Source organism: Bradyrhizobium sp. 192, assembly GCF_023100965.1.
GTDB lineage: Bacteria > Pseudomonadota > Alphaproteobacteria > Rhizobiales > Xanthobacteraceae > Bradyrhizobium > Bradyrhizobium symbiodeficiens.
Window position 1 is genome coordinate 229,918 of sequence record NZ_CP064690.1, and the last position, 21,358, is coordinate 251,275.

17 protein-coding genes are annotated in these 21,358 nt (G+C 64.4%); 8 read left to right on the forward strand and 9 right to left on the reverse strand.

Annotation, left to right across the window (positions count from 1 at the left end):
* Positions 1–160: 160 nt before the first annotated feature.
* Positions 161–2,212 (reverse strand): HAMP domain-containing methyl-accepting chemotaxis protein, encoded by a 2,052-nt coding sequence (locus IVB24_RS01070; RefSeq protein WP_247771789.1) that lies wholly within the window; start codon positions 2,210–2,212, stop codon positions 161–163.
* Positions 2,213–2,477: 265 nt separating this feature from the next.
* Positions 2,478–4,517, reverse strand: coding sequence for a methyl-accepting chemotaxis protein (locus IVB24_RS01075; protein WP_140482098.1), 2,040 nt, complete (start codon positions 4,515–4,517; stop codon positions 2,478–2,480).
* A gap of 348 nt (positions 4,518–4,865) precedes the next feature.
* Here IVB24_RS01075 and IVB24_RS01080 point away from each other — a divergent pair, with 348 nt between their 5' ends.
* The 4 genes from IVB24_RS01080 (at position 4,866) to IVB24_RS01095 (ending at position 9,914) form a co-directional block, all read left to right on the forward strand.
* On the forward strand, positions 4,866–5,351 hold the full coding sequence (locus IVB24_RS01080; protein ID WP_094897155.1) for a (2Fe-2S)-binding protein: 486 nt from the start codon (positions 4,866–4,868) through the stop codon (positions 5,349–5,351).
* A gap of 88 nt (positions 5,352–5,439) precedes the next feature.
* Positions 5,440–7,782, forward strand: coding sequence for a xanthine dehydrogenase family protein molybdopterin-binding subunit (locus IVB24_RS01085; RefSeq protein ID WP_247771790.1), 2,343 nt, complete (start codon positions 5,440–5,442; stop codon positions 7,780–7,782).
* A gap of 14 nt (positions 7,783–7,796) precedes the next feature.
* Complete coding sequence (locus IVB24_RS01090) at positions 7,797–8,597, forward strand: xanthine dehydrogenase family protein subunit M (RefSeq protein WP_140482096.1); 801 nt, start codon at positions 7,797–7,799, stop codon at positions 8,595–8,597.
* A 210-nt stretch (positions 8,598–8,807) separates the two neighbouring features.
* Positions 8,808–9,914 carry a CaiB/BaiF CoA-transferase family protein gene (locus IVB24_RS01095; protein ID WP_247771791.1) on the forward strand — a complete coding sequence of 369 codons (1,107 nt, stop codon included), beginning with the start codon at positions 8,808–8,810 and terminating at the stop codon, positions 9,912–9,914.
* A 139-nt stretch (positions 9,915–10,053) separates the two neighbouring features.
* Here the strand turns inward: IVB24_RS01095 and hppD are convergent, their stop codons facing one another.
* Positions 10,054–11,169: a 4-hydroxyphenylpyruvate dioxygenase gene (gene hppD / locus IVB24_RS01100; protein ID WP_247771792.1), complete on the reverse strand. Its 1,116-nt coding sequence runs from the start codon at positions 11,167–11,169 to the stop codon at positions 10,054–10,056.
* A gap of 123 nt (positions 11,170–11,292) precedes the next feature.
* Between hppD and IVB24_RS01105 the strand changes: the two genes are divergently transcribed.
* Positions 11,293–11,772 (forward strand): Lrp/AsnC family transcriptional regulator, encoded by a 480-nt coding sequence (locus IVB24_RS01105; RefSeq protein WP_247771793.1) that lies wholly within the window; start codon positions 11,293–11,295, stop codon positions 11,770–11,772.
* A 72-nt stretch (positions 11,773–11,844) separates the two neighbouring features.
* Positions 11,845–12,156, forward strand: a complete 312-nt coding sequence (locus IVB24_RS01110) for a DUF1272 domain-containing protein (RefSeq protein WP_247771794.1) — start codon at positions 11,845–11,847, stop codon at positions 12,154–12,156.
* A 9-nt stretch (positions 12,157–12,165) separates the two neighbouring features.
* Here IVB24_RS01110 and fahA read toward each other — a convergent pair whose 3' ends face one another.
* From fahA to IVB24_RS01135, 5 genes are all read right to left on the reverse strand, one after another.
* Positions 12,166–13,437 (reverse strand): fumarylacetoacetase, encoded by a 1,272-nt coding sequence (gene fahA / locus IVB24_RS01115; protein ID WP_247771795.1) that lies wholly within the window; start codon positions 13,435–13,437, stop codon positions 12,166–12,168.
* A 145-nt stretch (positions 13,438–13,582) separates the two neighbouring features.
* Positions 13,583–14,929 carry a homogentisate 1,2-dioxygenase gene (hmgA, locus tag IVB24_RS01120; protein ID WP_247771796.1) on the reverse strand — a complete coding sequence of 449 codons (1,347 nt, stop codon included), beginning with the start codon at positions 14,927–14,929 and terminating at the stop codon, positions 13,583–13,585.
* 2 nt (positions 14,930–14,931) lie between these two features.
* A complete protein-coding gene (locus tag IVB24_RS01125; protein ID WP_247771797.1) occupies positions 14,932–15,888 on the reverse strand; it encodes an MBL fold metallo-hydrolase in 957 nt (318 codons plus the stop codon).
* A 25-nt stretch (positions 15,889–15,913) separates the two neighbouring features.
* Positions 15,914–16,138 carry a DUF2783 domain-containing protein gene (locus IVB24_RS01130; RefSeq protein ID WP_094973874.1) on the reverse strand — a complete coding sequence of 75 codons (225 nt, stop codon included), beginning with the start codon at positions 16,136–16,138 and terminating at the stop codon, positions 15,914–15,916.
* A gap of 8 nt (positions 16,139–16,146) precedes the next feature.
* Positions 16,147–17,763: an FAD-dependent oxidoreductase gene (locus tag IVB24_RS01135; protein ID WP_247771798.1), complete on the reverse strand. Its 1,617-nt coding sequence runs from the start codon at positions 17,761–17,763 to the stop codon at positions 16,147–16,149.
* A 111-nt stretch (positions 17,764–17,874) separates the two neighbouring features.
* Between IVB24_RS01135 and IVB24_RS01140 the strand changes: the two genes are divergently transcribed.
* Entirely contained in the window at positions 17,875–18,417 is a 543-nt protein-coding gene (locus IVB24_RS01140) for a MarR family transcriptional regulator (protein WP_247771799.1), read from the forward strand.
* A 138-nt stretch (positions 18,418–18,555) separates the two neighbouring features.
* On the opposite strand, the gene IVB24_RS01145 is transcribed toward IVB24_RS01140, so the two are convergent.
* Positions 18,556–19,362, reverse strand: coding sequence for an N-acyl homoserine lactonase family protein (locus tag IVB24_RS01145; protein WP_247771800.1), 807 nt, complete (start codon positions 19,360–19,362; stop codon positions 18,556–18,558).
* Positions 19,363–19,741: 379 nt separating this feature from the next.
* Between IVB24_RS01145 and IVB24_RS01150 the strand changes: the two genes are divergently transcribed.
* Positions 19,742–21,280 carry a caspase family protein gene (locus IVB24_RS01150; protein ID WP_247771801.1) on the forward strand — a complete coding sequence of 513 codons (1,539 nt, stop codon included), beginning with the start codon at positions 19,742–19,744 and terminating at the stop codon, positions 21,278–21,280.
* The last annotated feature ends 78 nt before the right edge of the window (positions 21,281–21,358 follow it).

Here is a 21,358-nt window from a genome sequence, read left to right on the forward strand (position 1 = left end):
GGCGCTTGTGGTTGCCCGTTTCGGCTGACGCCGCAGGGAGTTGACGCATGACCGGTGTCGGAAAGACGACACAATCGTGCTGGTCAACGCACGAAGGCGCAAGCGCCCTGCTAAGGCGCGCTTGCTCAAAGACGATACCGAATTGACGGCGCGGCGAGCCTTACGCCGCCCGGATATTTCCCATGAACCGATCGAGCTCGGCGCGGAGGCGGGTGCTTTCGGACGACAGCGTCTTGGCCGAGTGCAGCACTTCCTCCGAGGCCGAGCCGGTTTCAGCGGCGCCGCGGTTGACCTGACCGATATCGGTGGCTGCGGTCTGGGTCCCCTGGGCGACGGTCTGGACGCTGCGCGCGATTTCCTGCGTCGCGGCGCCCTGCTGCTCGACCGCGCTGGCGATCGACGTCGAGATCGAGGAGATCTGGCCGATGGTCGCGCCGATCTCCTTGATCGCGGCGACCGATTCGGCCGTGGCGCCCTGCATGCCCGTGATGTGCGAGGAGATCTCGTCCGTCGCCTTCGCGGTCTGGCTCGCCAGCGACTTCACTTCGCTGGCAACCACCGCGAAGCCGCGGCCGGCTTCACCGGCGCGCGCCGCCTCGATGGTGGCGTTGAGCGCCAGAAGATTGGTCTGCTCGGCAATCGCGGTGATCAGCTTGACGACCTCGCCGATCTGCTGGGCGGCATGCGAGAGCTTGCCGATGCGGCCGTCGGTCTCCTTGGCCTGGACCACGGCAGCTTCCGCAATGCGGCTGGAGTCGCGGACCTGACGCCCGATCTCCTCGACCGAGGCGGACAGCTCTTCCGTCGCGGTGGCGACCGACTGCATGTTGGAGGAGGCCTGCTCGGAGACGCCCGCGACCTGGCTCGACAGGCTCTGGGTGGTCTCGGCGGTGCGGGTCAGCGTGGAGGCCGCCGATTCCAGCTGCACGGCCGAGGCCGACACGTTGGAGACGATGGCGCCGACCGCGCTCTCGAAATCATCGGCGAAGCGAATCAGCTCGGAGCGGCGGGCAGCGCTCGCCTCCCTGTTCTGCGCTTCGCTGGCGGCGGCATCGCGCTCGGCTTTTGCCACGGCCTGGACCTTGAACTCTTCGACGGCGCCGGCCATCTCGCCGATCTCGTCCTTGCGGCCGAGACCCGGCAGCACCACGTCGAAATTGCCCGAGGCCAGCTCGCGCATCGCCTTGCACATCGCGATCATCGGACGCGAGATGCCGTTGCCGAGCCACAACGCCAGCACGGCCCCGACGGCAAGGCCGCCGAGCGCCAACATCAGCATCAGCTGCTCGGTTTCTCCAATGGTCGCGTTGGCGCTCGCCTCGATGCGCTGCTGGTCGGCGGTCAGGTCCGAACGCAGCTCGGCCGAGAGCTTGAGAATGGTCGCCGCCGTCTTGGTCATCTCGCCGTTCGACTTGGCGATGATCTTCACGTTCTCGGTCAGCTTCGCGAACGAGGTGCGGTACTGCTTCAGCAGAGTGCCGATCTCGGTGACGCGGTCGGTGATCTTCTGGTCGTTGGCATAGATCGAGACCAGCAGGGTCTCCAGGAATTTGATGCGGGCGATCACGCCATCGGCGGTCTTCGGCTCCGGCTTGGCCACGAAGGCACCGACGGAGGTGGAAACCGCCAGATATTGCGAGGTGATGTCCTTGGCCGTGGTCTGGACCGATGCCAGCCCCCCCAGCGCGGCAGTGTCGGCGAGATCGTCGAACTTGAAGCGGATCTTGTTGCCGACGCTGTTGAGCTCATCGGCCGCGATCTTGTTGTTCTCGCGCGTCAGGACGATGATCTCCCCGAACACCTTCGTGAAGCGCTGGAACTCCGCCTCGAGCTTGCCGACCTGCTCACGGCGGGCGGCGCCGGTCGTGGCCGACACCGACTTGGCGATCGCGCTCTTCAGATTGTTTTCGGCGGCCTTGGCTGCAGTCTCGTCATCTGCCGCCCCCGTCAGGGTATAGGCCCGAGCCAGTCCCTGATAGGCAACCAGCTCGCGATCGACCGTCCGCGCGAGGTCGGCTTCCGACACGCTGGCGCGGTAGGAAGCCACAGCGGCCTGGATCCGCTCGAAGCCGAAATAGGCGAAGGCCATGCTGACGGCGAGGATGGCTAGCACCGCCACGAAGCCGAGGATGATTTTTGCGCGAAAGCGCAAGGTTGGCAGCTTCGATTGGTTCGATTTCGACGTCGACTTGGACTTGGACTTGACCGACATTTCCCCCACCCCATTCCATTCGCGGAAAACCAGGCGCAGCCCGGAAGCAGCCCGCTTCCTGACTCGCCTGCACGGTAATTGGCAAAGGATAAGCTGTGGTAAATTTGTGGCGCCGCAACTCGCGGTTAGGTGACGCCGGAAATTGTTAAGGTGCGCTTTCTCGCGCCGTTATAAATCGACCGTCGCGCCAATCTCCGCGGTCGTCCCGAACAAGCGGAGTGTGGGGCGACGGCTGAGCGTCTGACGCGCAACGAAGCCAGGCAACTTACGCCGCCCGGATATTTCCCATGAACCGATCGAGCTCGGCGCGCAGGCGGGTGCTTTCGGACGACAGCGTCTTGGCCGAGTGCAGCACCTCCTCCGAGGCCGAACCGGTCTCGGCGGCGCCGCGGTTGACCTGACCGATATCGGTGGCCGCGGTCTGGGTCCCCTGGGCGACGGTCTGGACGCTGCGCGCGATTTCCTGCGTCGCGGCGCCCTGCTGCTCGACCGCGCTCGCGATCGAGGTCGAGATCGACGAGATCTGGCCGATGGTCGCGCCGATCTCCTTGATCGCGGCGACCGATTCGGCCGTGGCGCCCTGCATGCCCGTGATGTGCGAGGAGATCTCGTCCGTCGCCTTCGCGGTCTGGCTCGCCAGCGACTTCACTTCGCTGGCAACCACCGCGAAGCCGCGGCCGGCTTCACCGGCGCGCGCCGCCTCGATGGTGGCGTTGAGCGCGAGAAGATTGGTCTGCTCGGCAATCGCCGTGATCAGCTTGACCACTTCGCCGATCTGCTGGGCGGCATGCGAGAGCTTGCCGATGCGTCCGTCGGTCTCCTTGGCCTGAACCACGGCAGCCTCCGCAATGCGGCTGGAGTCGCGGACCTGACGGCCGATCTCCTCGACCGAGGCGGACAGCTCTTCCGTCGCGGTGGCGACCGACTGCATGTTGGAGGAGGCCTGCTCGGAGACGCCCGCGACCTGGCTCGACAGGCTCTGGGTGGTCTCGGCGGTGCGGGTCAGCGTGGAGGCCGCCGATTCCAGCTGCACGGCCGAGGCCGAGACGTTGGAGACGATGGCGCCGACCGCGCTCTCGAAATCGTCGGCGAAGCGAATCAACTCGGAGCGGCGGGCAGCGCTCGCCTCCCTGTTCTGGGCTTCGCTGGCGGCGGCATCGCGCTCGGCTTTTGCCACGGCTTGAACCTTGAACTCTTCGACGGCGCCGGCCATCTCGCCGATCTCGTCCTTGCGGCCGAGACCCGGCAGCACGACGTCGAAATTGCCCGAAGCCAGCTCGCGCATCGCCTTGCACATCGCGATCATCGGACGCGAGATGCCGGTGCCGAGCAGGAAGGCGAGGACCACACCAAGCAACGTACCGCCGATGGCGAGCATCAGAACCAGTTGCTCGGTCTTCCCGATGGTCGCTTCCGACTCCGTGTCCAGCCGTTGCTGTTCGGCGACGAGGTCCGCCTTCATGGCGGTCGCTCCTTGCAGGATCGCACCGGCTGAACCGTTCATTTCGGTGACGAGCTGGTCGACCAGCTTGGCGTTGGCAATCAGCTTCTCCAGCGCCTCGCGATAGGCGGTGAGGATGGCCTTGGCGTCCTTCAGGCCGGCGACGATCTTCTCGTCCATGGAATAGATCGCGCCGAGCGAGTTCTCGACGAATTTCAGCCGCGCCAGCGCGCTGGTCGCGATCGCCTGATCGGACGTCAGCACGAAATTGGTGGCGGCAGCGCTCGCGGTCTGGAATTGGGCGTTGACCTGCTTGGTGCCGAACTCGATCGCCTGCGCCTCGGAATCGGAAGCGTTGTTGCCGACGTCATCGAGCTTGTACTTCAGGAGATTGGCTTGGCGCTGCAACTGGTTCTGCACCAGCAACGTGCTGTCACGCTTGGCCTGGAGGACCTTGCCGAAGGTCGCTGAGAAATTCGCGAACTCCTTGGCGAGCTTGTCGAGCCCTTCCTTTCGCGCCGGGGTCTTGGCGCTCTTGACGGCCTGGTCGATGGCATTTTTCAGGCTGGCCTCGGCATCGAGCGCCGCCTTGGCATCGTCTTCCTTGCCGGTCACGACGAAATATTTGGCGGCCGAACGGTAGCCGAGCAGCTCGCGGTCGATGTTACGGGCGAAATCGGCCTCCGACACGCTGCTGCGGTACGACCCGACTTCGGCCGAGACCCGCTCGAAACCGAAATAGGAGAAGGCCATGCTGCCGGCGGAGATCGCCAGCACGACCGCAAAACCCAGGATGATCTTGGCGCGGAACCTGAGAGTCGGAAATATTGTGCGCTTAGACGGCGACGCGATACGTCCGGTCATTCCCACCCCCAAAAGATCGGTTCTTGCACGTGCAGCACGGTCCGGGAGCAGCCCTCCCCGATCCGGATGCGCAAAACTAGGGCAGAATCAATAAAGGGCGGTAAATTCGGCTGACCCGCGCAATTTCGGTCTCATCGGCCAAAGGCCGGTCCATCCCAGGGCGGAAAACGGTTGGCATCCCAGGTTGGCCAGACCGCTGGTTTCGGGCCCGCGCACCATGCAAATCCTCACGCGCCCGGGGCATCAATGACTTTTCCATGACGCAGGCGACCAAAATCCTAGTTGCAAAGTTCCGGGCCGCTGTCTCTAATTAGAAGCAATCAAAATCAATCCCGGGAGGACTACACCGTGTCTACAGTCAAAATGACAGTGAACGGCAAAGCCGTTGCTGTCGACGTCGAGGACCGCACGCTGCTGGTCCAGCTGCTGCGCGATCACCTCAACCTCACGGGGACCCATGTCGGCTGCGACACCAGCCAGTGCGGCGCCTGCGTCGTGCACATGGACGGCCGCGCGGTAAAATCCTGCACCATGCTGGCGGGACAGGCCGACGGCGCCAGCATCACCACCATCGAAGGCATCGCCAAGGGCGACGAGCTGCACCCGATGCAGGCCGCCTTCCGCGACAATCACGGCCTGCAATGCGGCTATTGCACGCCGGGCATGATCATGTCGGCGATCGACATCGTGCACCGTCACGGCGGCCAGCTCGACGAAGCCACCGTCCGCACCGAGCTCGAAGGCAACATCTGCCGCTGCACCGGCTACCACAACATCGTCAAAGCCGTGCTGGATGCAGCCGGGCGCATGAAGGTCTCGCAGGCAGCCGAGTAAAGCGGCGCGCCTCGAACGAACACAAAATCACCGCTGCCGCTCTCGAAGGAAAGCGCAGCCATAAAATTTCCGGTCGGGAGGACCAGACATGGGTGTTGAAGGCATTGGCGCACGCGTCGTGCGCAAGGAAGACAAGCGTTTCATTACCGGCAAGGGCCGCTACGTCGACGACATCAAGCTGCTGGGTATGACCCATGCCCATTTCGTCCGCAGCCCGCACGCACACGCCAAGGTGAAGGGGATCGATTCCTCCGCCGCGCTGAAGATGCCGGGCGTGGTCGCCGTGCTCACGGGCCAGCAGATCGTCGACGACAAGGTCGGCAACCTCATTTGCGGCTGGGCCATCACCTCCAAGGACGGCAGCCCGATGAAGATGGGCGCATGGCCGGCAATGGCACCGGAGACGGTGCGTTTCGTCGGTCAGGCCGTCGCGGTCGTGATCGCCGAGACCAAGAATCTGGCGCGCGATGCGGCGGAGGCCGTCGTCGTCAGTTACGAGGAACTTCCCGCGGTCGCCGACGTCCACGCCGCGATCAAATCGGGCGCGGTGCAACTTCATCCCGAGGCTCCCGGCAACCAGGTCTATGACTGGGTGATCGGCGACGAGGGCGCCACCGATGCCGCCTTCGCCAAGGCGGCCAATGTGGTGAAGCTCGATGTCACCAACAACCGTCTCGCCCCGAACGCGATGGAGCCGCGGGCGGCGATCGCCGACTACGACGCGGCGGAAGAGCATTTCACGCTCTATACGACCTCGCAGAACCCGCACGTCGCCCGCCTCGTGCTGTCGGCGTTCTACAACATCGCCCCCGAGCACAAGCTGCGGGTGATCGCGCCCGACGTCGGCGGCGGCTTCGGCTCCAAAATCTTCATCTATCCCGAGGAGATGGTGGCGCTGTGGGCTTCGAAGAAGGTCGGCCGTCCCGTGAAATGGACCGGCGATCGCACCGAAGCCTTCCTCACCGACGCGCATGGCCGCGACCATGTGACCCATGCCGAGATGGCGTTCGACGCCCAGAATAAGATTTTGGGCCTGAAGGTGAAGACCTACGCCAATTTCGGCGCCTACATGTCGCTGTTCTCGTCGTCGGTCCCAACTTACCTCTACGCGACGCTGCTGTCGGGCCAATACAACATCCCGGCGATCCATGCCGAGGTGGTCGGCGTCTACACCAACACCACGCCGGTCGACGCCTATCGCGGCGCGGGCCGTCCCGAGGCGAGCTATCTGATCGAGCGGCTGATGGAAACGGCGGCGCGGCAGCTGAAGGTCGATCCGGCCCAGCTACGGCGGAGCAACTTCATCACCCAGTTCCCGCATCAGACGCCCGTCATCATGGCCTACGATATCGGCGACTTTAACGCCTCGCTCGATGCCGCGATGAAGGCGATCGACTATGCCGGCTTCCCCGCCCGCAAGGCCAAGGCGAAAGCCGACGGCAAGCTGCGCGGCATCGGCTTGTCCTGCTACATCGAGGCCTGCGGCATCGCGCCGTCGAAGGCGGTCGGCAGTCTGGGCGCCGGCGTCGGCCTGTGGGAATCGGCCGAGGTACGCGTCAACCCGGTCGGCACCATCGAGATCCTCACGGGGTCGCACAGCCACGGCCAGGGTCACGAGACCACCTTCTGTCAGTTGGTCTCCGAGCGGCTCGGCATTCCCATCAGCCAGGTCTCGATCGTCCACGGCGACACCGACAAGGTGCAGTTCGGCATGGGCACCTACGGCTCCCGCTCGGCCGCCGTCGGCCTCACCGCGATCCTGAAGGCGATGGAGAAGATGGAATCGAAGGCCAAGAAGATTGCAGCGCATGCGCTGGAAGCTTCCGAGGCCGACATCGTCATCGAGAACGGCGAGTTCAAGGTGACAGGCACCGACAAGGCGATTGCGCTGCCGATGGTCGCACTCGCGGCCTATACCGCGCACAATCTGCCTGACGGGATGGAGCCGGGTCTGAAGGAAAGCGCCTTCTACGATCCGACCAACTTCACCTTCCCGGCCGGCACCTATATCTGCGAGCTTGAGGTCGACCCCGGCACCGGCAAGACCTCCTTCGTCAACTTCGTCGCGGCCGACGATTTCGGCCGGCTGATCAACCCGATGATCGTCGAAGGCCAGGTCCATGGCGGCCTCGTTCAAGGCATCGGGCAGGCGCTGCTGGAACATGCGATCTACGACGCAAGCGGCCAGCCGGTCACGGCCTCGTTCATGGACTACGCCATGCCGCGCGCCGACGACGTGCCGTCCTTCAACCTCTCCCACACCACGACGCTGTGTCCGGGCAATCCCCTGGGCATCAAGGGTTGCGGTGAGGCCGGCGCGATCGGCGCCTCTGCGGCCGTGATCAACGCGATCACGGATGCGATCGGGACGAACAATCTGGAAATGCCCGCAACCCCTGACAGGGTGTGGCGCACGATCCACGCGGCTTGAGAGGAGCATCGAAGATGTACCAGACCACTTATCATCGCGCATCCTCTGTCGACGAAGCGGTAAGCCTGTTTGCCAAGGGCAGCGAAGCAAAATTCCTCGCAGGCGGCCAGACGCTGCTGCCTGTGATGAAGCAGCGCCTCGCCAGCCCGTCGGACGTGATTGACCTCGGCAAGATCAAGGAACTGCAGGGCGTCGAATTGTCCGGCGACACGCTGACCATCAAGGCCGGCACGATCTATTACGACATCATGACGAATGCAGATGTGAAGAAAGCGATTCCCGCAATCGCCCATCTCACCTCGGTGCTCGGCGATCCCGCGGTGCGCTATCGCGGCACGATCGGTGGCTCGATCGCCAACAACGATCCCGCGGCGGACTTCCCCGCCGCGCTGCTCGCACTCGGTGCCACCGTGAAGACCAACAAGCGGTCGATCTCGGCCGAGGACTTCTTCCAGGGCCTGTTCACCACGGCGCTCGAAGATGGCGAGATCATCACCGCCGTGTCGTTCCCGGTGCCGGCGAAAGCGGGCTACGAGAAGATGCGGCATCCGGCCTCGCGCTTTGCGCTGACCGGCGTGTTCGTCGCGCAGACCAAATCGGGCGAGGTTCGGGTGGCCGCTACCGGTGCCTCACAGAGCGGCGTGATGCGGGTACCCGCGATCGAAGCCGCGCTGAAGGCGAACTGGTCACCGGCGGCGATCGACGGCGTCAGCATTTCGGCAAGCGGATTGCTGGCCGACATCCACGGCACCGCGGAGTACCGCGCCAACCTCGTCAAGGTGATGGCGCAGCGCGCGGTCGCGGCTGCCGGCTGACGCTCACGCGCTAGCGTCTCAACACAAATTTTCCGCGGCGCGCACTTCGGTGCGCGCCGTTTTATTTTGACCGTGCGGCATGAAAACCGCTTGCCTCGCTGGCATGAAGGCGAGAAAAGTTAATCAGACGATTAACTCGCTCCAAAGAAGAACGTCAGCGGCGATTGCCGAACCAGCGGCATCGGCTCCGCGACCCGAGGAAACAACAACGTGCTCGACAAATCAGCTCCCTCCGCATCCGTCCGCGCCTCCGGCCCGCTCTCGGGCTTCCGCATCGTCGAATTCGCCGGCATCGGCCCCGGCCCCTTCGCCTGCATGATGCTGGCCGACATGGGTGCCGACGTCGTCACGCTCGACCGCGTCGGTGCGAAGAAGAGCATGAAGTCGGTGGCGGGGCGGGGCCGCAAGGTGATCGAGCTCGACCTCAAGGATAAGGCGGCGATCGCGCAAGTGCTGGATCTGCTCGCCAGCGCCGATGCGCTGGTCGAAGGCTTCCGCCCCGGCGTGATGGAACGGCTCGGTCTCGGGCCGGACGTCGTGCTCGCGCGCAACCCCAAACTGGTCTATGGCCGCATGACCGGCTGGGGCCAGGAAGGCCCGCTAGCCAATGCCGCCGGCCACGACATCAACTACATCTCCATCACCGGCGCGCTTGCCGCGATCGGCACCAAGGAAGCGCCGGTGCCGCCGCTCAACCTGGTCGGTGATTTCGGTGGCGGCGCGCTCTATCTCGTCGTCGGCGTGCTCGCCGCGCTGCTGGAAGCCCCGCGCTCCGGCAAGGGCCAGGTGGTCGATGCCGCGATGTGCGACGGCGCGGCATCGCTGATGTCGTTCTTCTTCGACATGACGACGCTGGGCCGCTGGACCGAAGGGCGCAACCAGAACTTCCTCGACGGCGGCGCGCATTTCTACGGAGTCTATGAATGCGCCTGCGGCCACTTCGTCTCGATCGGGTCGATCGAACCGCAGTTCTACGCGCTGCTGCGCGAGCACGCAGGCCTCACCGATGCCGATTTCGACGCACAGATGAATCCCAAAGCCTGGCCGGCGCTGAAGGAGAAGCTGAAGGCGGTGTTCAAGAGCAAGACGCGCGAGGACTGGTGCAAGATCATGGAAGGCACCGACATCTGCTTCGCACCGGTGCTGACCATGTCGGAAGCAACCCAGCATCCGCACATGATCGCCCGCAACGTCTTCGTCGAGCGCCACGGCGTGAAACAGCCCGCGCCGGCGCCGCGCTTCTCGCGGACACCATCGGCGGTGCGCGAACCGGAAGGCGCCGAGATCGGCGCTGTGATGGCTGCGTGGAAGCGATAGATCTAGCTGCGGCAAAGATCGCGCAGGGTGGGCAAAGGTGCGAAGCGCCGTGCCCACCATCTACCCTCGATAGTAGCGAAATTGGTGGGCACGCTTCCGCTTTGCCCACCCTACGGCACTGTGCCCGAGAGCAGCGTCCTTACGCCGCATCCACCTTCAACACGCCGCGCCGGATCTGATCCTCCTCGATCGATTCGAACAGGGCCTTGAAATTGCCCTCGCCGAACCCGTCGTCGCCCTTGCGCTGGATGAACTCGAAGAAGATCGGGCCAATCGCGTTGGCCGAGAAGATCTGCAGCAGCACCTTGGTCTGGCCGCCTTCCACCACGCCTTCGCCGTCGATCAGGATGCCGTTCTTCTGGAGGCGTGCGATGTCCTCGCCATGCCTGGGCAGGCGCGTGTCGACCTTCTCGAAATAGGTCGCGGGCGGCGAGGGCATGAAGGGCAGGCCGGCATCGCGCAGGCCCTCGATGGTGCGGTAGATGTCGCGGCAGCCGCAGGCGATGTGCTGGATGCCCTCACCGCGATAGGTCTTCAGATATTCCTCGATCTGGCCGGCATCGCCGGCGTCCTCGTTGATCGGAATCCGGATCTTGCCGTCGGGGCTGGTCAGCGCGCGCGAGAACAGGCCGGAGGCGCGGCCCTCGATGTCGAAGAAGCGGATCTGGCGGAAGTTGAAGATCCTCTCGTAGAAGCCGGTCCAGACATCCATGCGGCCGCGATGGACGTTGTGGGTGAGATGGTCGAGATAGAACAGGCCGGCGCCGGCAGGCCGCGGATCGTGCGCGCCGAGCCATTCGAACTCGGCATCATAGGCAGAGCCCTTGGCGCCATAGCGATCGACGAGATAGAGCAGGCTGCCGCCGATGCCCTTGATCGCGGGCGCGTCGAGCGTCTTCTGCGCCGATGGCACATCGGCAGGTTCGGCGCCGAGCGAAATGGCGCGGTCATAGGCCGCCTTCGCATCGACGACGCGGAACGCCATCGAGGGCGCGCAAGGCCCGTGCGCGGCGACGAACTCGTAACCGTGGGTGCCGGGCTGCTCGTTGACGAGGTAGTTGATGTCGCCCTGACGGTAGACCGTGATCTTCTTCGTCTTGTGGCGCGCGACGGGCGCGTAGCCCATCAGGTTGAACAGCGCATGCAGCTCTTGCGGATCGGGATGCGCATATTCGACGAACTCGAACCCGTCGGTGCCCATCGGATTGTCGGCGCTGACGGTGGCCGGCGGTGCATCGTGCGGAAACGGTCCCATTGGCGGCTCTCCCAGATTGCTGCAGGGAGGAACTATCCTTCATGGGGCCTGCAATGAGCGTGCAAACGGGACGGATCCTGGCTATCGTATGCACGATCCATGCATGGAATGGACAAATGACGCATGATTTCGGTTGACGCCTTCGACCTCAAGATCCTCCGTGCGCTCCAGGACGATGGTCGCCTCACCAATCAGGAGCTCGCCGACCTCGCGGGACTTTCGGCCTCGCAGTGCTCGCGCCGGCGGATGCGGCTGGAAGAGGAGAAGATCATCGCGGGCTATCATGCCGACCTCTCCAGCGAGGCGCTCGGCTTCGGCGTGATCGCCTTCATCCAGGTGACGCTTGCGACGCACTCGCCGGACAATTCGAAGCGGTTTCGCGCGCTGGTTGGCCGTATCGACGAGATCCAGGAGGCCTATTCGCTCACCGGTGACGCCGACTACGTGTTGAAGGCGGTGCTGCGCGATCTCAAGGGCCTCTCCAACCTCGTCAACGACGTCCTGATGCCGCACCAGAGCGTGGCCCATGTGCGCTCCTCGATCGTGCTCGACCGGCTGAAGGAGAGCACGCGGCTGCCGCTGAGGGAGATCAAGGCCGGCTGAAATCGAGGGAACTACGTCATTCGCGCTCCACGCAGGATCTGCGATGATCGCAGCCAATCCGGAGATTCAGCCATGGCGCTCCAGCTTCGACCGAACTGCGAGTATTGCGACCGCGACCTGCCGCCGAACGCAGTGGAGGCGCGAATCTGCTCCTATGAATGCACGTTTTGCGCGGATTGCGTCGAGACCAAACTGTCCAACGTCTGCCCGAACTGCGGCGGCGGCTTTGCCCCGCGCCCGATCAGGCCCGCGCAGGAATGGCGGCCGGGCGTCTGCGCTGTGAAACAGGCGCCGTCGGACAAACGGGTGCACTTGAAGTACACCCTCAAGGAGGTTGCCGCGCATTGCGCGCGGATACGCGATGTGCCGCCGGAGAGACGGTGATCGAGCCGGTCACTCCGCCGGCAAAATCATCCCCTCCACCTCCCCAAAACCGACGCGGTAGCCGTCGGCCTGGCACCAGCCGCGCATCACGAGGCTGTCGCCGTCTTCCAGGAACGAGCGCTTGACGCCGCCGGGCAATTCGACCGGCTCGGTGCCGTTCCAGCTGATCTCCAGGAGGCTGCCGCGCTGGTTCTTCTCGGGGCCGGAGATGGTGCCGCTGCCGAGGAGATCGCCAACGTTCATGGCGCAGCCGGAGGAAGCGTGGTGCATCAGCTGCTGCACCGAGGACCAGTACATGTATTTGAAATTGGTGCGGCTGATGCCGGCGGGCGCGTTGGCGCTCGCCGCACGCAAGGAGACGTCGAGCGCGACATCGTAATTCTGCGGCTTGCCCTGCTTGAGATAATCGAGCGGCACCGGCTCCTGCTCTGGCCCCGTCAGCCGGAACGGCTCCAGCGCCTCGCGCGTCACTACCCAGGGACTGATCGAGGTCGCGAACGCTTTGGCCAGGAATGGACCGAGCGGCACGTACTCCCATTGCTGAATGTCGCGCGCGCTCCAGTCGTTGAGCAGCACAAAGCCGAAAATCATCTCTTCGGCCTGTTGCTCGGTGAGCATCCCGCCCATCGGCGAGGGCTGGCCAATCACGACGCCCATCTCCAGCTCGAAATCGAGCCGCTTGCACGGGCCGAAGCTCGGCGCGTCCACATTCGGCGGCTTCAGCTGCCCGCGCGGGCGCTTCACCTTGGTGCCCGATACGACGACGGTCGAGGCGCGGCCGTTATAGGCGATCGGCATGTGCAGCCAGTTCGGCTGCAGCGCGTTGTCCTTGCCGCGGAACATCACGCCGACATTGGTGGCATGCTCCTTGGAGGAGTAGAAATCGGTATAGCCGGAGACAGTGAACGGCAGATGCAGCCTTGCGTCGCGCATCGGCACCAGCGCGCGGCTGCGCAGCTCCTCGTTGTCGCGCAGCTCCGGATGATCCTGGCGCAACAGCTCACTGATGCGCGCGCGCGTCCTGGTCCAGACTTTCGGTCCCAGCGCCATAAAGGGATTGAGCGAAGCCCCCGAGAATACGCCGAGCGGGCCGACATCGAGCCGGCAGTCCTGCTCGAGCTCCCAGAGATCGAGCACGTAGTCGCCGATCGCGACGCCGACCCGCGGCGTCGGATTCGCCGCGGTGGAGAACACGCCGTAGGGCAGGTTCTGGATCGGGAAGTCGGAAGAAGGATCGACGTCGATGAAGGAGCGGAGGGTGGGGTCGTTGGGATGGAGCATGGGTTTCCTGCCGGATGTTTCTTGACGGTTTTTCCGCCATCATTCCGGGGCGCGCGGAGCGCGAGCCTGGAATCCATACTCACGATCGTGGTTATGGATTCCGGGCCTGCGCCTTCGGCGCATCCCGGAATGACGAAGCAACGAACTACGGCTTGCTCGGATCGAACCGCTTCTCCAGGCCCTTCCAGCAATCCGCGTAATCGTCCTGCAGCGTGGACGCGTTCGCGGCATGCGCGGTGACGCGCTGCGGGTAGCGGGTCTCGAACATGAAGGCCATGGTGCCCGTCAGCTTCACCGGCTTCAATTCGCCGTTGCTGGCATGCTCGAAGGCGTCGCGGTCGGGGCCATGCGGCAGCATGCAATTGTGCAGGCTCATGCCGCCGGGGACGAAGCCCTGCGGCTTGGCGTCGTAGACGCCGTAGATCAGGCCCATGAACTCGCTCATGATGTTCATGTGATACCAGGGCGGACGGAAGGTGTTGTCCGCGACCATCCAGCGCTCCGGGAAGATCACGAAGTCGATATTCGCGGTGCCCGCGGTCTCTGACGGCGAGGTCAGCACCGTGAAGATCGAGGGATCGGGATGGTCGAAGCCGATCGCGCCTACGGGAGAGAAGGTGCGCAGATCGTATTTGTAGGGCGCGTAATTGCCGTGCCAGGCGACCACGTCGATCGGCGAATGCGGCAAATTGGTCTTGAACAGCGCCCCGCCCCATTTCACGTAGAGCTCGGTCGGCGTGTCCTTGTCCTCATAGAACGCAACCGGCGTGAGGAAGTCGCGCGCATTGGCCAGGCAATTGGCGCCGATCGGCCCGCGCTCCGGCAGCGTGAACGCGCCGCCGTAATTCTCACAGAGATAGCCGCGCGCCGGCCCGTTCGGAATCTCGACGCGGAACTTGACGCCGCGCGGGATCACCACGATCTCGCCCGGTTCGGCATCGATGCGGCCGAACTCGGTGACGAGACGCAAGTTTCCCTGCTGCAGCACGAACATCAGCTCGCCATCGGCATTGTAGAAATGCTGGTTCACCATCGATTTGGTGATGAGATAGACATGCGCGGCCATGCCGGCTTGCGTATTCACATCGCCCGCCGTCGTCATGGTCTGCACGCCCTGAACGAAGGTCACGTCGTCCTTCGGGAGCGGCGTCGGATCCCAGCGCATCTGCGCGATCGGCAGATCGTATTCATGGCACGGCGCCGAGCGCCACAGGCCGGCATCAGCCTTCTCGAACCGGCCGGAGTGTTTCACCGAGGGGCGGATGCGATAGAGCCAGGAGCGCTCATTGCTGCCGCGCGGCGCCGTGAAGGGCGAGCCGGACAATTGCTCGGCATAGAGCCCATAGGCGCAGCGCTGCGGCGAGTTGCGCCCGATCGGCAGCGCGCCGGGCAGCGCCTCGGTCTCGAAGCTGTTGCCGAAGCCGGACATGTAGCCCGGGGTGACCTGCGCCGAGCTGCGGATGATCTGATCAGGCGAGGTGTTGATGTTCATGTCTATCCTCCTCCTTGCAGGGCGGCCCACATCTCCTGGTCGCGCTTGTCGGTCCAGATCACGGGATCGTCGATCCCCGATGCTTCGTCATAGGCGCGCGACACGTTGAACGGCAGGCAGTGCTCGTAAATGGCGAAGCTATGGAATTTCGGGTCCATCACCTCGCGCGTCGCGGCCATCGATTCCTTCAGCGTGCGCCCCTTGGCGACCGAAATTTCGGCGGCGCCATAGAGCGAGGTGACGAAGTCGCGCGTCATCGCGATGGCTTCGCGCACGGTGGCCGTGCCCTTGAGCGCATCGCCACGCCCCGGCGCGATCGCCTTGGGATTGAAGTTGCGGATCTCGTTCAGCGTCATCGGCCACTCGCGCAAGTGCGCATCGCCACAGTAGCAAGCCGAGTGATATTCGATGAGATCGCCGGAGAACATCACCTCGGCATCCGGCACCCAGGCGACGATGTCGCCGGAGGTGTGGCCGGCGCCAAGCTGCATCAGCCGCACCTCGCGCTTGCCGAGAAAGATCGACATCTCGCCTTCGAAGGTCAGCGTCGGCCAGGTCAGGCCGGGAATGCTCGATGCGTCCTGGAACAGCCGAGGGAAGCGGCCGTATTCGGAATCCCAGTCCTGCTGGCCGCGCTCCTCGATCAGCCGATGGGTCTCCTGCGAGGCGACGATGCCTTGCGCCTTGTAGGCGGAGGCCCCGAGCACGCGCACGGCGTGATAGTGCGACAGCACGACATACTTGATCGGCTTGTCGGTGACGGCGCGGACGCGCTCGATCACCTTGTTCGCCATCGCAGGCGTCGCCTGCGCGTCGAACACCAGGCAGCCGTCGTCGCCGACGATCACGGCCGTGTTCGGATCGCCCTCGGCGGTGAAGGCGTAGAGATCGGTGCCGATCTCGGAGAAGGTGATCTTCTTCTCGGAGAGATCGCCGGTGGATGCGAAGTTCTTCGCCATCAATTCGTCCTTTGAGTCTTCTGGGTTATTGCTGTTGCTGTTGCTGTTGCTGGCCGTCGATCATGCGGCGCTTGGCGAGCCCGATCGCCTCACGCAGCACATCGATGTCGCCGATATGGTTGGCGAGGATCAGCACCAGCGCCGAATCGAAATCGGCGCTCTGCTCCTCGGTGAACCCGCGATGCGCTTCGACGATGGCACGGAAGGCATCATCAGGTCGCGCGAAGTTGGAGCTGGTGGACAGCGGCATGCGAAACCTCAATTGAGACCTTGGGCCTGCGACAACGCCGCCGCGATCGCAGCACGCGTCGGATGGCGGAAACGCGCGGCGACATAGCCATCGGGCCTGAGCAGATAGGCCGTATCAGGCGCGGCGTCGTAGCGCTTTGCGACAAGGCCCGAGGAATCGGCAAGTCCGCCCTCGCCGCCGATGCGGATATTCCTGATGCCATCGGGCCCATCGATCGCCGCGCCATTGCTGAACGAGAGCAGGGTGAAGTCCGTTCCACCCTTGCGGAAGGCGTCCGTCAGATAGGCCTGCCCGGCGATTGGCGCGTCGAGCATGGAACAGCCGGGCGGCGGTCCGCCGCCCCACACATCTTTATCCGGTGACGACAGCGGCGAATCATAGCTGCACGGCACCGACAGCCGCCCACCATTGACCATACGCTTGCCGAACTCGGTCTCCTTGGCAAGCGACAGCACCGCCTTGCGCAGCCGCGCTTCCTGATGCGAGTTCGGCGCCATGAAATCGGTCGAGCGGGTGGATTCGCGGATGTTCTCGTCGGCCGCAAGGCTCCGCTCGGCATGATAGCTCTCGAGCAGGCTTGCGGGCGAAGTGCCACGCAGCACACGGTCGAGCTTCCACGAAAGATTTTCCGCGTCCTCCAGGCCGGAATTTGCGCCCCGCGCGCCGAACGGCGAGACCTGATGGGCGGAATCGCCGGCAAAAATCACGCGGCCATGGATGAAGCGATCCATCCGCCGGCACTGGAATTTGTAGAGCGAGATCCACTCGAACTCGAACGCGTCGTGGCCGAGCATGCGCGCGATCCGCGGCCGCACGTTCTCCGGCTTCTTCTCGACGAGAGGATCGGCGTAGCGGTTGAGCTGGAGGTCGATGCGCCAGACGTCGTCGGGCTGCCGGTGCAACAGCGCCGAGCGTCCCGCATGGAACGGCGGATCGAACCAGAACCAGCGCTCGGTCGGGAATTCCGCGGTCATCTTGACGTCGGCGATCAGGAACTGGTCCTCGAACACCTGCCCCGCGAAGTCGGCGCCGACCATCTGCCGCAGCGAGGAGCGCGCGCCGTCGCAGGCGATCACATATTGCGCATGCAGGCGATAGGCGCCTTCGGGTGTCTCGATCGTCAACGCGACGGAATCGTTGCGGCTCTCCAGCGCCGTCACCTTGTTGCGCCAGCGCAGGTCGATCTCGGGCAGATCCTGGATGCGATCGACCAGATAGGCTTCGGCATAGTATTGCTGGAGGTTGATGAAGGCGGGCCGCTTGTGGCCGTCCTCGGGCAGCAGGTTGAACTGGTAGAGCAGGGACTCCCCGTGGAAGATCCGGCCGACGCTCCACACCACGCCCTTGGCGACCATGCGGTCGCCGACGCCGAGCCGGTCCCAATATTCCAGCGAGCGCTTCGAGAAGCAGATCGCGCGCGAACCCTCCCCGATGCGATCGGCGTCGTCCAGCAGGACGACCCGCTGGCCGCGCTGGGCGAGATCAATCGCGAGCGACAGCCCGACCGGGCCGGCGCCGACAACCACGACCGGATGCTCGGCCGGATTCTGACCGGGACGATCCTGATCGGAGTGGCGGCGATAGCCGAATTGGATTTTGGCCTGATGCGTATTGGCCTGCGCCATGCGCTAACCTCAGCTCTGGTCAGAAGAGGGCTGATCTGCTAGATAGTCTCACGTGCAACTATTTTGGACCGGAGCCGGCCGGCCGTCAACTGGAATTCGGAGCGCGCTCCTTTGGCGAGGACATCTGGCGATATCGAACTGAAGGCACACGAGGCCGATGAAGCCTCAACGCGGCCAAAGGCACGGCTCGACCTGTTCAAGTTCGTGCCGTTCCGCCTCAACCGGCTCGCAGCGGAAGTCAGTTCCGCGCTCTCGGTCGAATATCAGGAACGGCATGGTCTCGATATTCCGGCCTGGCGCGTGATCGCCACGCTCGGGTTCCGCAACGATGCCTGCAGCGCGCAATACATCGCGCAATGCACCCGCACGCACAAATCCACCATCAGCCGCGCGGTGACGACGCTGCTCGGCGAGGACATGATCGAGCGGGTCGAGAACGAAGCCGACCGCCGCGAATTCCGCCTGCAACTGACGAAGAAGGGCCGGGCGCTCTATGAAGAGCTGTTCCCACAATTGCTGCGGCGAGAGGACGAAATCCTCGCCTGCCTCTCCGCGCAGGAGCGCAAGCAGCTCTCGGCGCTGCTCGGCAAGATCGAGGACAGTCTCGATCTGATCCAGACCAGCAAAGAGGCGGACGCCAAGCAGGCGTATTAGCTCGTTCTGTCATTCCGGGGCGCCGCGCCAGCGGCGAACTATGGTGCGCGATTGCGCACCTGAGAATCCATCCCGCCACCGGTTACGATGATCAATGGATTCCGGGCTCGCGCTTCGCGCGCCCCGGAATGACAACTTCTATTTCGCAAACGACCGCGACGGCGGCAGATGCAGCGCCCAGGCGTCGACCTTGTCGCTGGCGCGCGGATAGATCTCCGTCACGATCGGATCGTGGCCGGGGATGAATCTATCGGGATGGCCGGCGAGGCGCTCGATCGTCTCCCAGCCGACCGCCATGTCGCCGACATTGTAGACGATCGGGAACGGGCTCTTGCGCTGCAGATTGGCGTAGTAATGCGCGGCATCGGATGCGAGCACCACCGGCCCGCGTGCGGTTTCGACCCTGACCACCTGCAGGCCGTCGGAATGGCCGCCGACACGATGCACGGTGACGCCGGGCGCGACCTCGCCGTCGCCGGAATAGAAAGCGACGCGCTCGCCATAGACGTGGCGCACCATCTGCGTGACGTGCTCGACCGAGAACGGATGTCGCAGCAGGCCGTTGCACATGCAGCGTCCCGTCGCATAAGCCATCTCACGCTCCTGGAGGTGGAAGCGCGCATTGTGGAAGCGGTCGAGATTGCCGGCATGATCGTAATGCAGATGCGTCACGATGACGTCGCGAATGCTCGAGGCCGCGACGCCAAAACGCTCCAGCGCATCGACCGGATTGAGTGTCAGCTTGCGCGCCCGCGCGCTCGCCTCCTCGGCATTGAAGCCGGTGTCGACCAGGATGTCGCGGCCGTGCCCTCGGATCAGCCAGACGAAATAGTCGAGATCCTGCGCCGCACTGTCATGCGGATCGGGCTGAAGGAAGTTCATGCTGGGGGTGCGCGGCGACATCGTCGCGTAGCGCAGGGCGTAGATTTCGTAGGCGTTTCCCATGATTCTTGCTTTTGCTTTGCTTTTCTGAGTGGACCTTCCGGGACGACCCTGCGCACCAAGCCATTGTCCGCTGCAAAGGTCAAACGCCTCGCGGCGCGACGGAGCTACGCTCTCAATGTGAGACCAATCACATTTTTATCGCCATGGAGGCCCTAACGTGCCGCCGGTAAGATCGAGCCGGACCACGTCGAGCACAAGCATGACATCCCCTTTATTCCCCTTGCGGCACACCCGGGCGTTGCGGTCAATCGTCGCGATAACGCCGAATCTCCAAGCGGTTGACGCGATCCGTCCCCGGTTTGATAATGCAGGAAGCGTAAGTTAAGGTCGCCGCGGCGCAAGCTGGTAACGGCGCCTTTTTGGCTGGACCGCGCTGATTATGAAAATTCGCTTCTTTTTTCTTCTGCCCTTGCTCGTCTTGCTCGTTCCGACTGCCCCGTCGCTTGCGGCCGGTGATCGCTTTGCGCTGGTCATCGGCAACGCCAAATATCCGGACGCGGATGCCCCGCTGAAGGAACCGATCAACGATGCCCGTGACGTCGCCGACGAGCTCAAGCGCGATGGCTTTTCGGTCGAGATCGCCGAGAATCTGACCGGCGACGGAATGCGCCGTGCCTTCGACAAGCTCTACGGCAAGATCAAGCCGGGATCCGTGGCGCTGGTGTTCTTCAGCGGCTTCGGCATCCAGTCGGCGCGCCAGAGCTACATGCTGCCGATCGATGCGCAGATCTGGACCGAGTCCGACGTGCGCCGCGACGGTTTCAGCCTCGAGACCGTCCTCGGCGAGCTCAACACCCGCGGCGCCGGCGTCAAGATCGCCCTGATCGACGCCTCCAGGCGCAACCCGTTCGAACGCCGGTTCCGCAGCTTCTCGGCCGGCCTGACCCCGGTGATCGCGCCGAACGGCACGCTGGTGATGTATTCGGCAGCGCTGGCCTCGGTGGTCTCCGACGCCGGCGGCGAGCACAGCCTGTTCGTCCAGGAGCTCCTGAAGGAAATCCGGGTCCCCGACCTGATGGCCGAGGAGACGCTGAACCGGACCAAGATGGGCGTCACCCGCGCTTCGCGTGGCGAGCAGGTGCCGTGGATATCCTCTTCATTGGCCGAAGATTTCTCCTTCAGTCCGGGAGGTGGCGGATCACGTCCGGCACCTGGCGCGACGCCTGCGCCTCCCGCCCCGCCGCCGTTCGTCGCCAAGACCCCGCCGCCGGCACCGCCCGCCCCGCCGACACCGCCGCCGCCGTCAAAGCCGGTCGACACCGCCGCGGCGCCTGCGCCTCCTCCACCACCTGCGCCCGCACCGGCTCCTGCGCCGAAGCCGCAGGTCGAGGCTGCTCTGCCCCCGCCGTCACCGCCGGTAATACCGGCTGATCCCGCTCCGGCGCCGAGCATGGACAGCGGGCCGAGTGCCGCCGCGCTGGCTGACGATCCCACGATCAAGAGCCTGACCACCAAGATCGCGGCCAATCCGGACGACGTGAACGCGCTGTACCGGCGCGGCCAGGTCTATGCCAGCAAGGGCGCCTACAGCCTCGCCATCAAGGATTTCGACGACACGCTCCGAATCAACACCAAGGATGTCGAGGCGCTGAACAACCGCTGCTGGACCCGCACCGTGGTCGGCGACCTCCAGGGCGCGCTGAAGGATTGCAACGAGGCGCTGCGGCTGCGGCCGAACTTCGTCGATGCGCTAGATAGCCGGGGCCTCGTCAACCTCAAATCGGGCGCGGTCAAGAATGCCATCGCCGATTTCGACGCGGCCCTGAAGATCAACCCGCGCCTGACCTCCTCGCTCTACGGACGCGGCCTTGCCAAGCAGCGCAACGGCTCCGCCCAGGAAGGCGCGCTCGATATCGCCAATGCCAAGGCGATGGATCCGAACATCGTTCAGGAATTCGCAAGCTACGGAGTGCGCTAGTATTTTTTTGAATTGAGGCAGGCGGCGCCTCGAACCCTTGGTGGCCCCGGGAAGACTAACGAACGGATGCCGCAGGCG

Bases quoted from the DNA above. Each gene is read 5' to 3' on its own strand.
- IVB24_RS01070 (WP_247771789.1), bottom strand. From the start codon at position 2,212: ATGTCGGTCAAGTCCAAGTCCAAGTCGACGTCGAAATCGAACCAATCG.
- IVB24_RS01075 (WP_140482098.1), bottom strand. From the start codon at position 4,517: ATGACCGGACGTATCGCGTCGCCGTCTAAGCGCACAATATTTCCGACT.
- IVB24_RS01085 (WP_247771790.1), top strand. From the start codon at position 5,440: ATGGGTGTTGAAGGCATTGGCGCACGCGTCGTGCGCAAGGAAGACAAG.
- IVB24_RS01090 (WP_140482096.1), top strand. From the start codon at position 7,797: ATGTACCAGACCACTTATCATCGCGCATCCTCTGTCGACGAAGCGGTA.
- hppD (WP_247771792.1), bottom strand. From the start codon at position 11,169: ATGGGACCGTTTCCGCACGATGCACCGCCGGCCACCGTCAGCGCCGAC.
- IVB24_RS01105 (WP_247771793.1), top strand. From the start codon at position 11,293: ATGATTTCGGTTGACGCCTTCGACCTCAAGATCCTCCGTGCGCTCCAG.
- IVB24_RS01110 (WP_247771794.1), top strand. From the start codon at position 11,845: ATGGCGCTCCAGCTTCGACCGAACTGCGAGTATTGCGACCGCGACCTG.
- fahA (WP_247771795.1), bottom strand. From the start codon at position 13,437: ATGCTCCATCCCAACGACCCCACCCTCCGCTCCTTCATCGACGTCGAT.
- hmgA (WP_247771796.1), bottom strand. From the start codon at position 14,929: ATGAACATCAACACCTCGCCTGATCAGATCATCCGCAGCTCGGCGCAG.
- IVB24_RS01125 (WP_247771797.1), bottom strand. From the start codon at position 15,888: ATGGCGAAGAACTTCGCATCCACCGGCGATCTCTCCGAGAAGAAGATC.
- IVB24_RS01130 (WP_094973874.1), bottom strand. From the start codon at position 16,138: ATGCCGCTGTCCACCAGCTCCAACTTCGCGCGACCTGATGATGCCTTC.
- IVB24_RS01135 (WP_247771798.1), bottom strand. From the start codon at position 17,763: ATGGCGCAGGCCAATACGCATCAGGCCAAAATCCAATTCGGCTATCGC.
- IVB24_RS01145 (WP_247771800.1), bottom strand. From the start codon at position 19,362: ATGGGAAACGCCTACGAAATCTACGCCCTGCGCTACGCGACGATGTCG.
- IVB24_RS01150 (WP_247771801.1), top strand. From the start codon at position 19,742: ATGAAAATTCGCTTCTTTTTTCTTCTGCCCTTGCTCGTCTTGCTCGTT.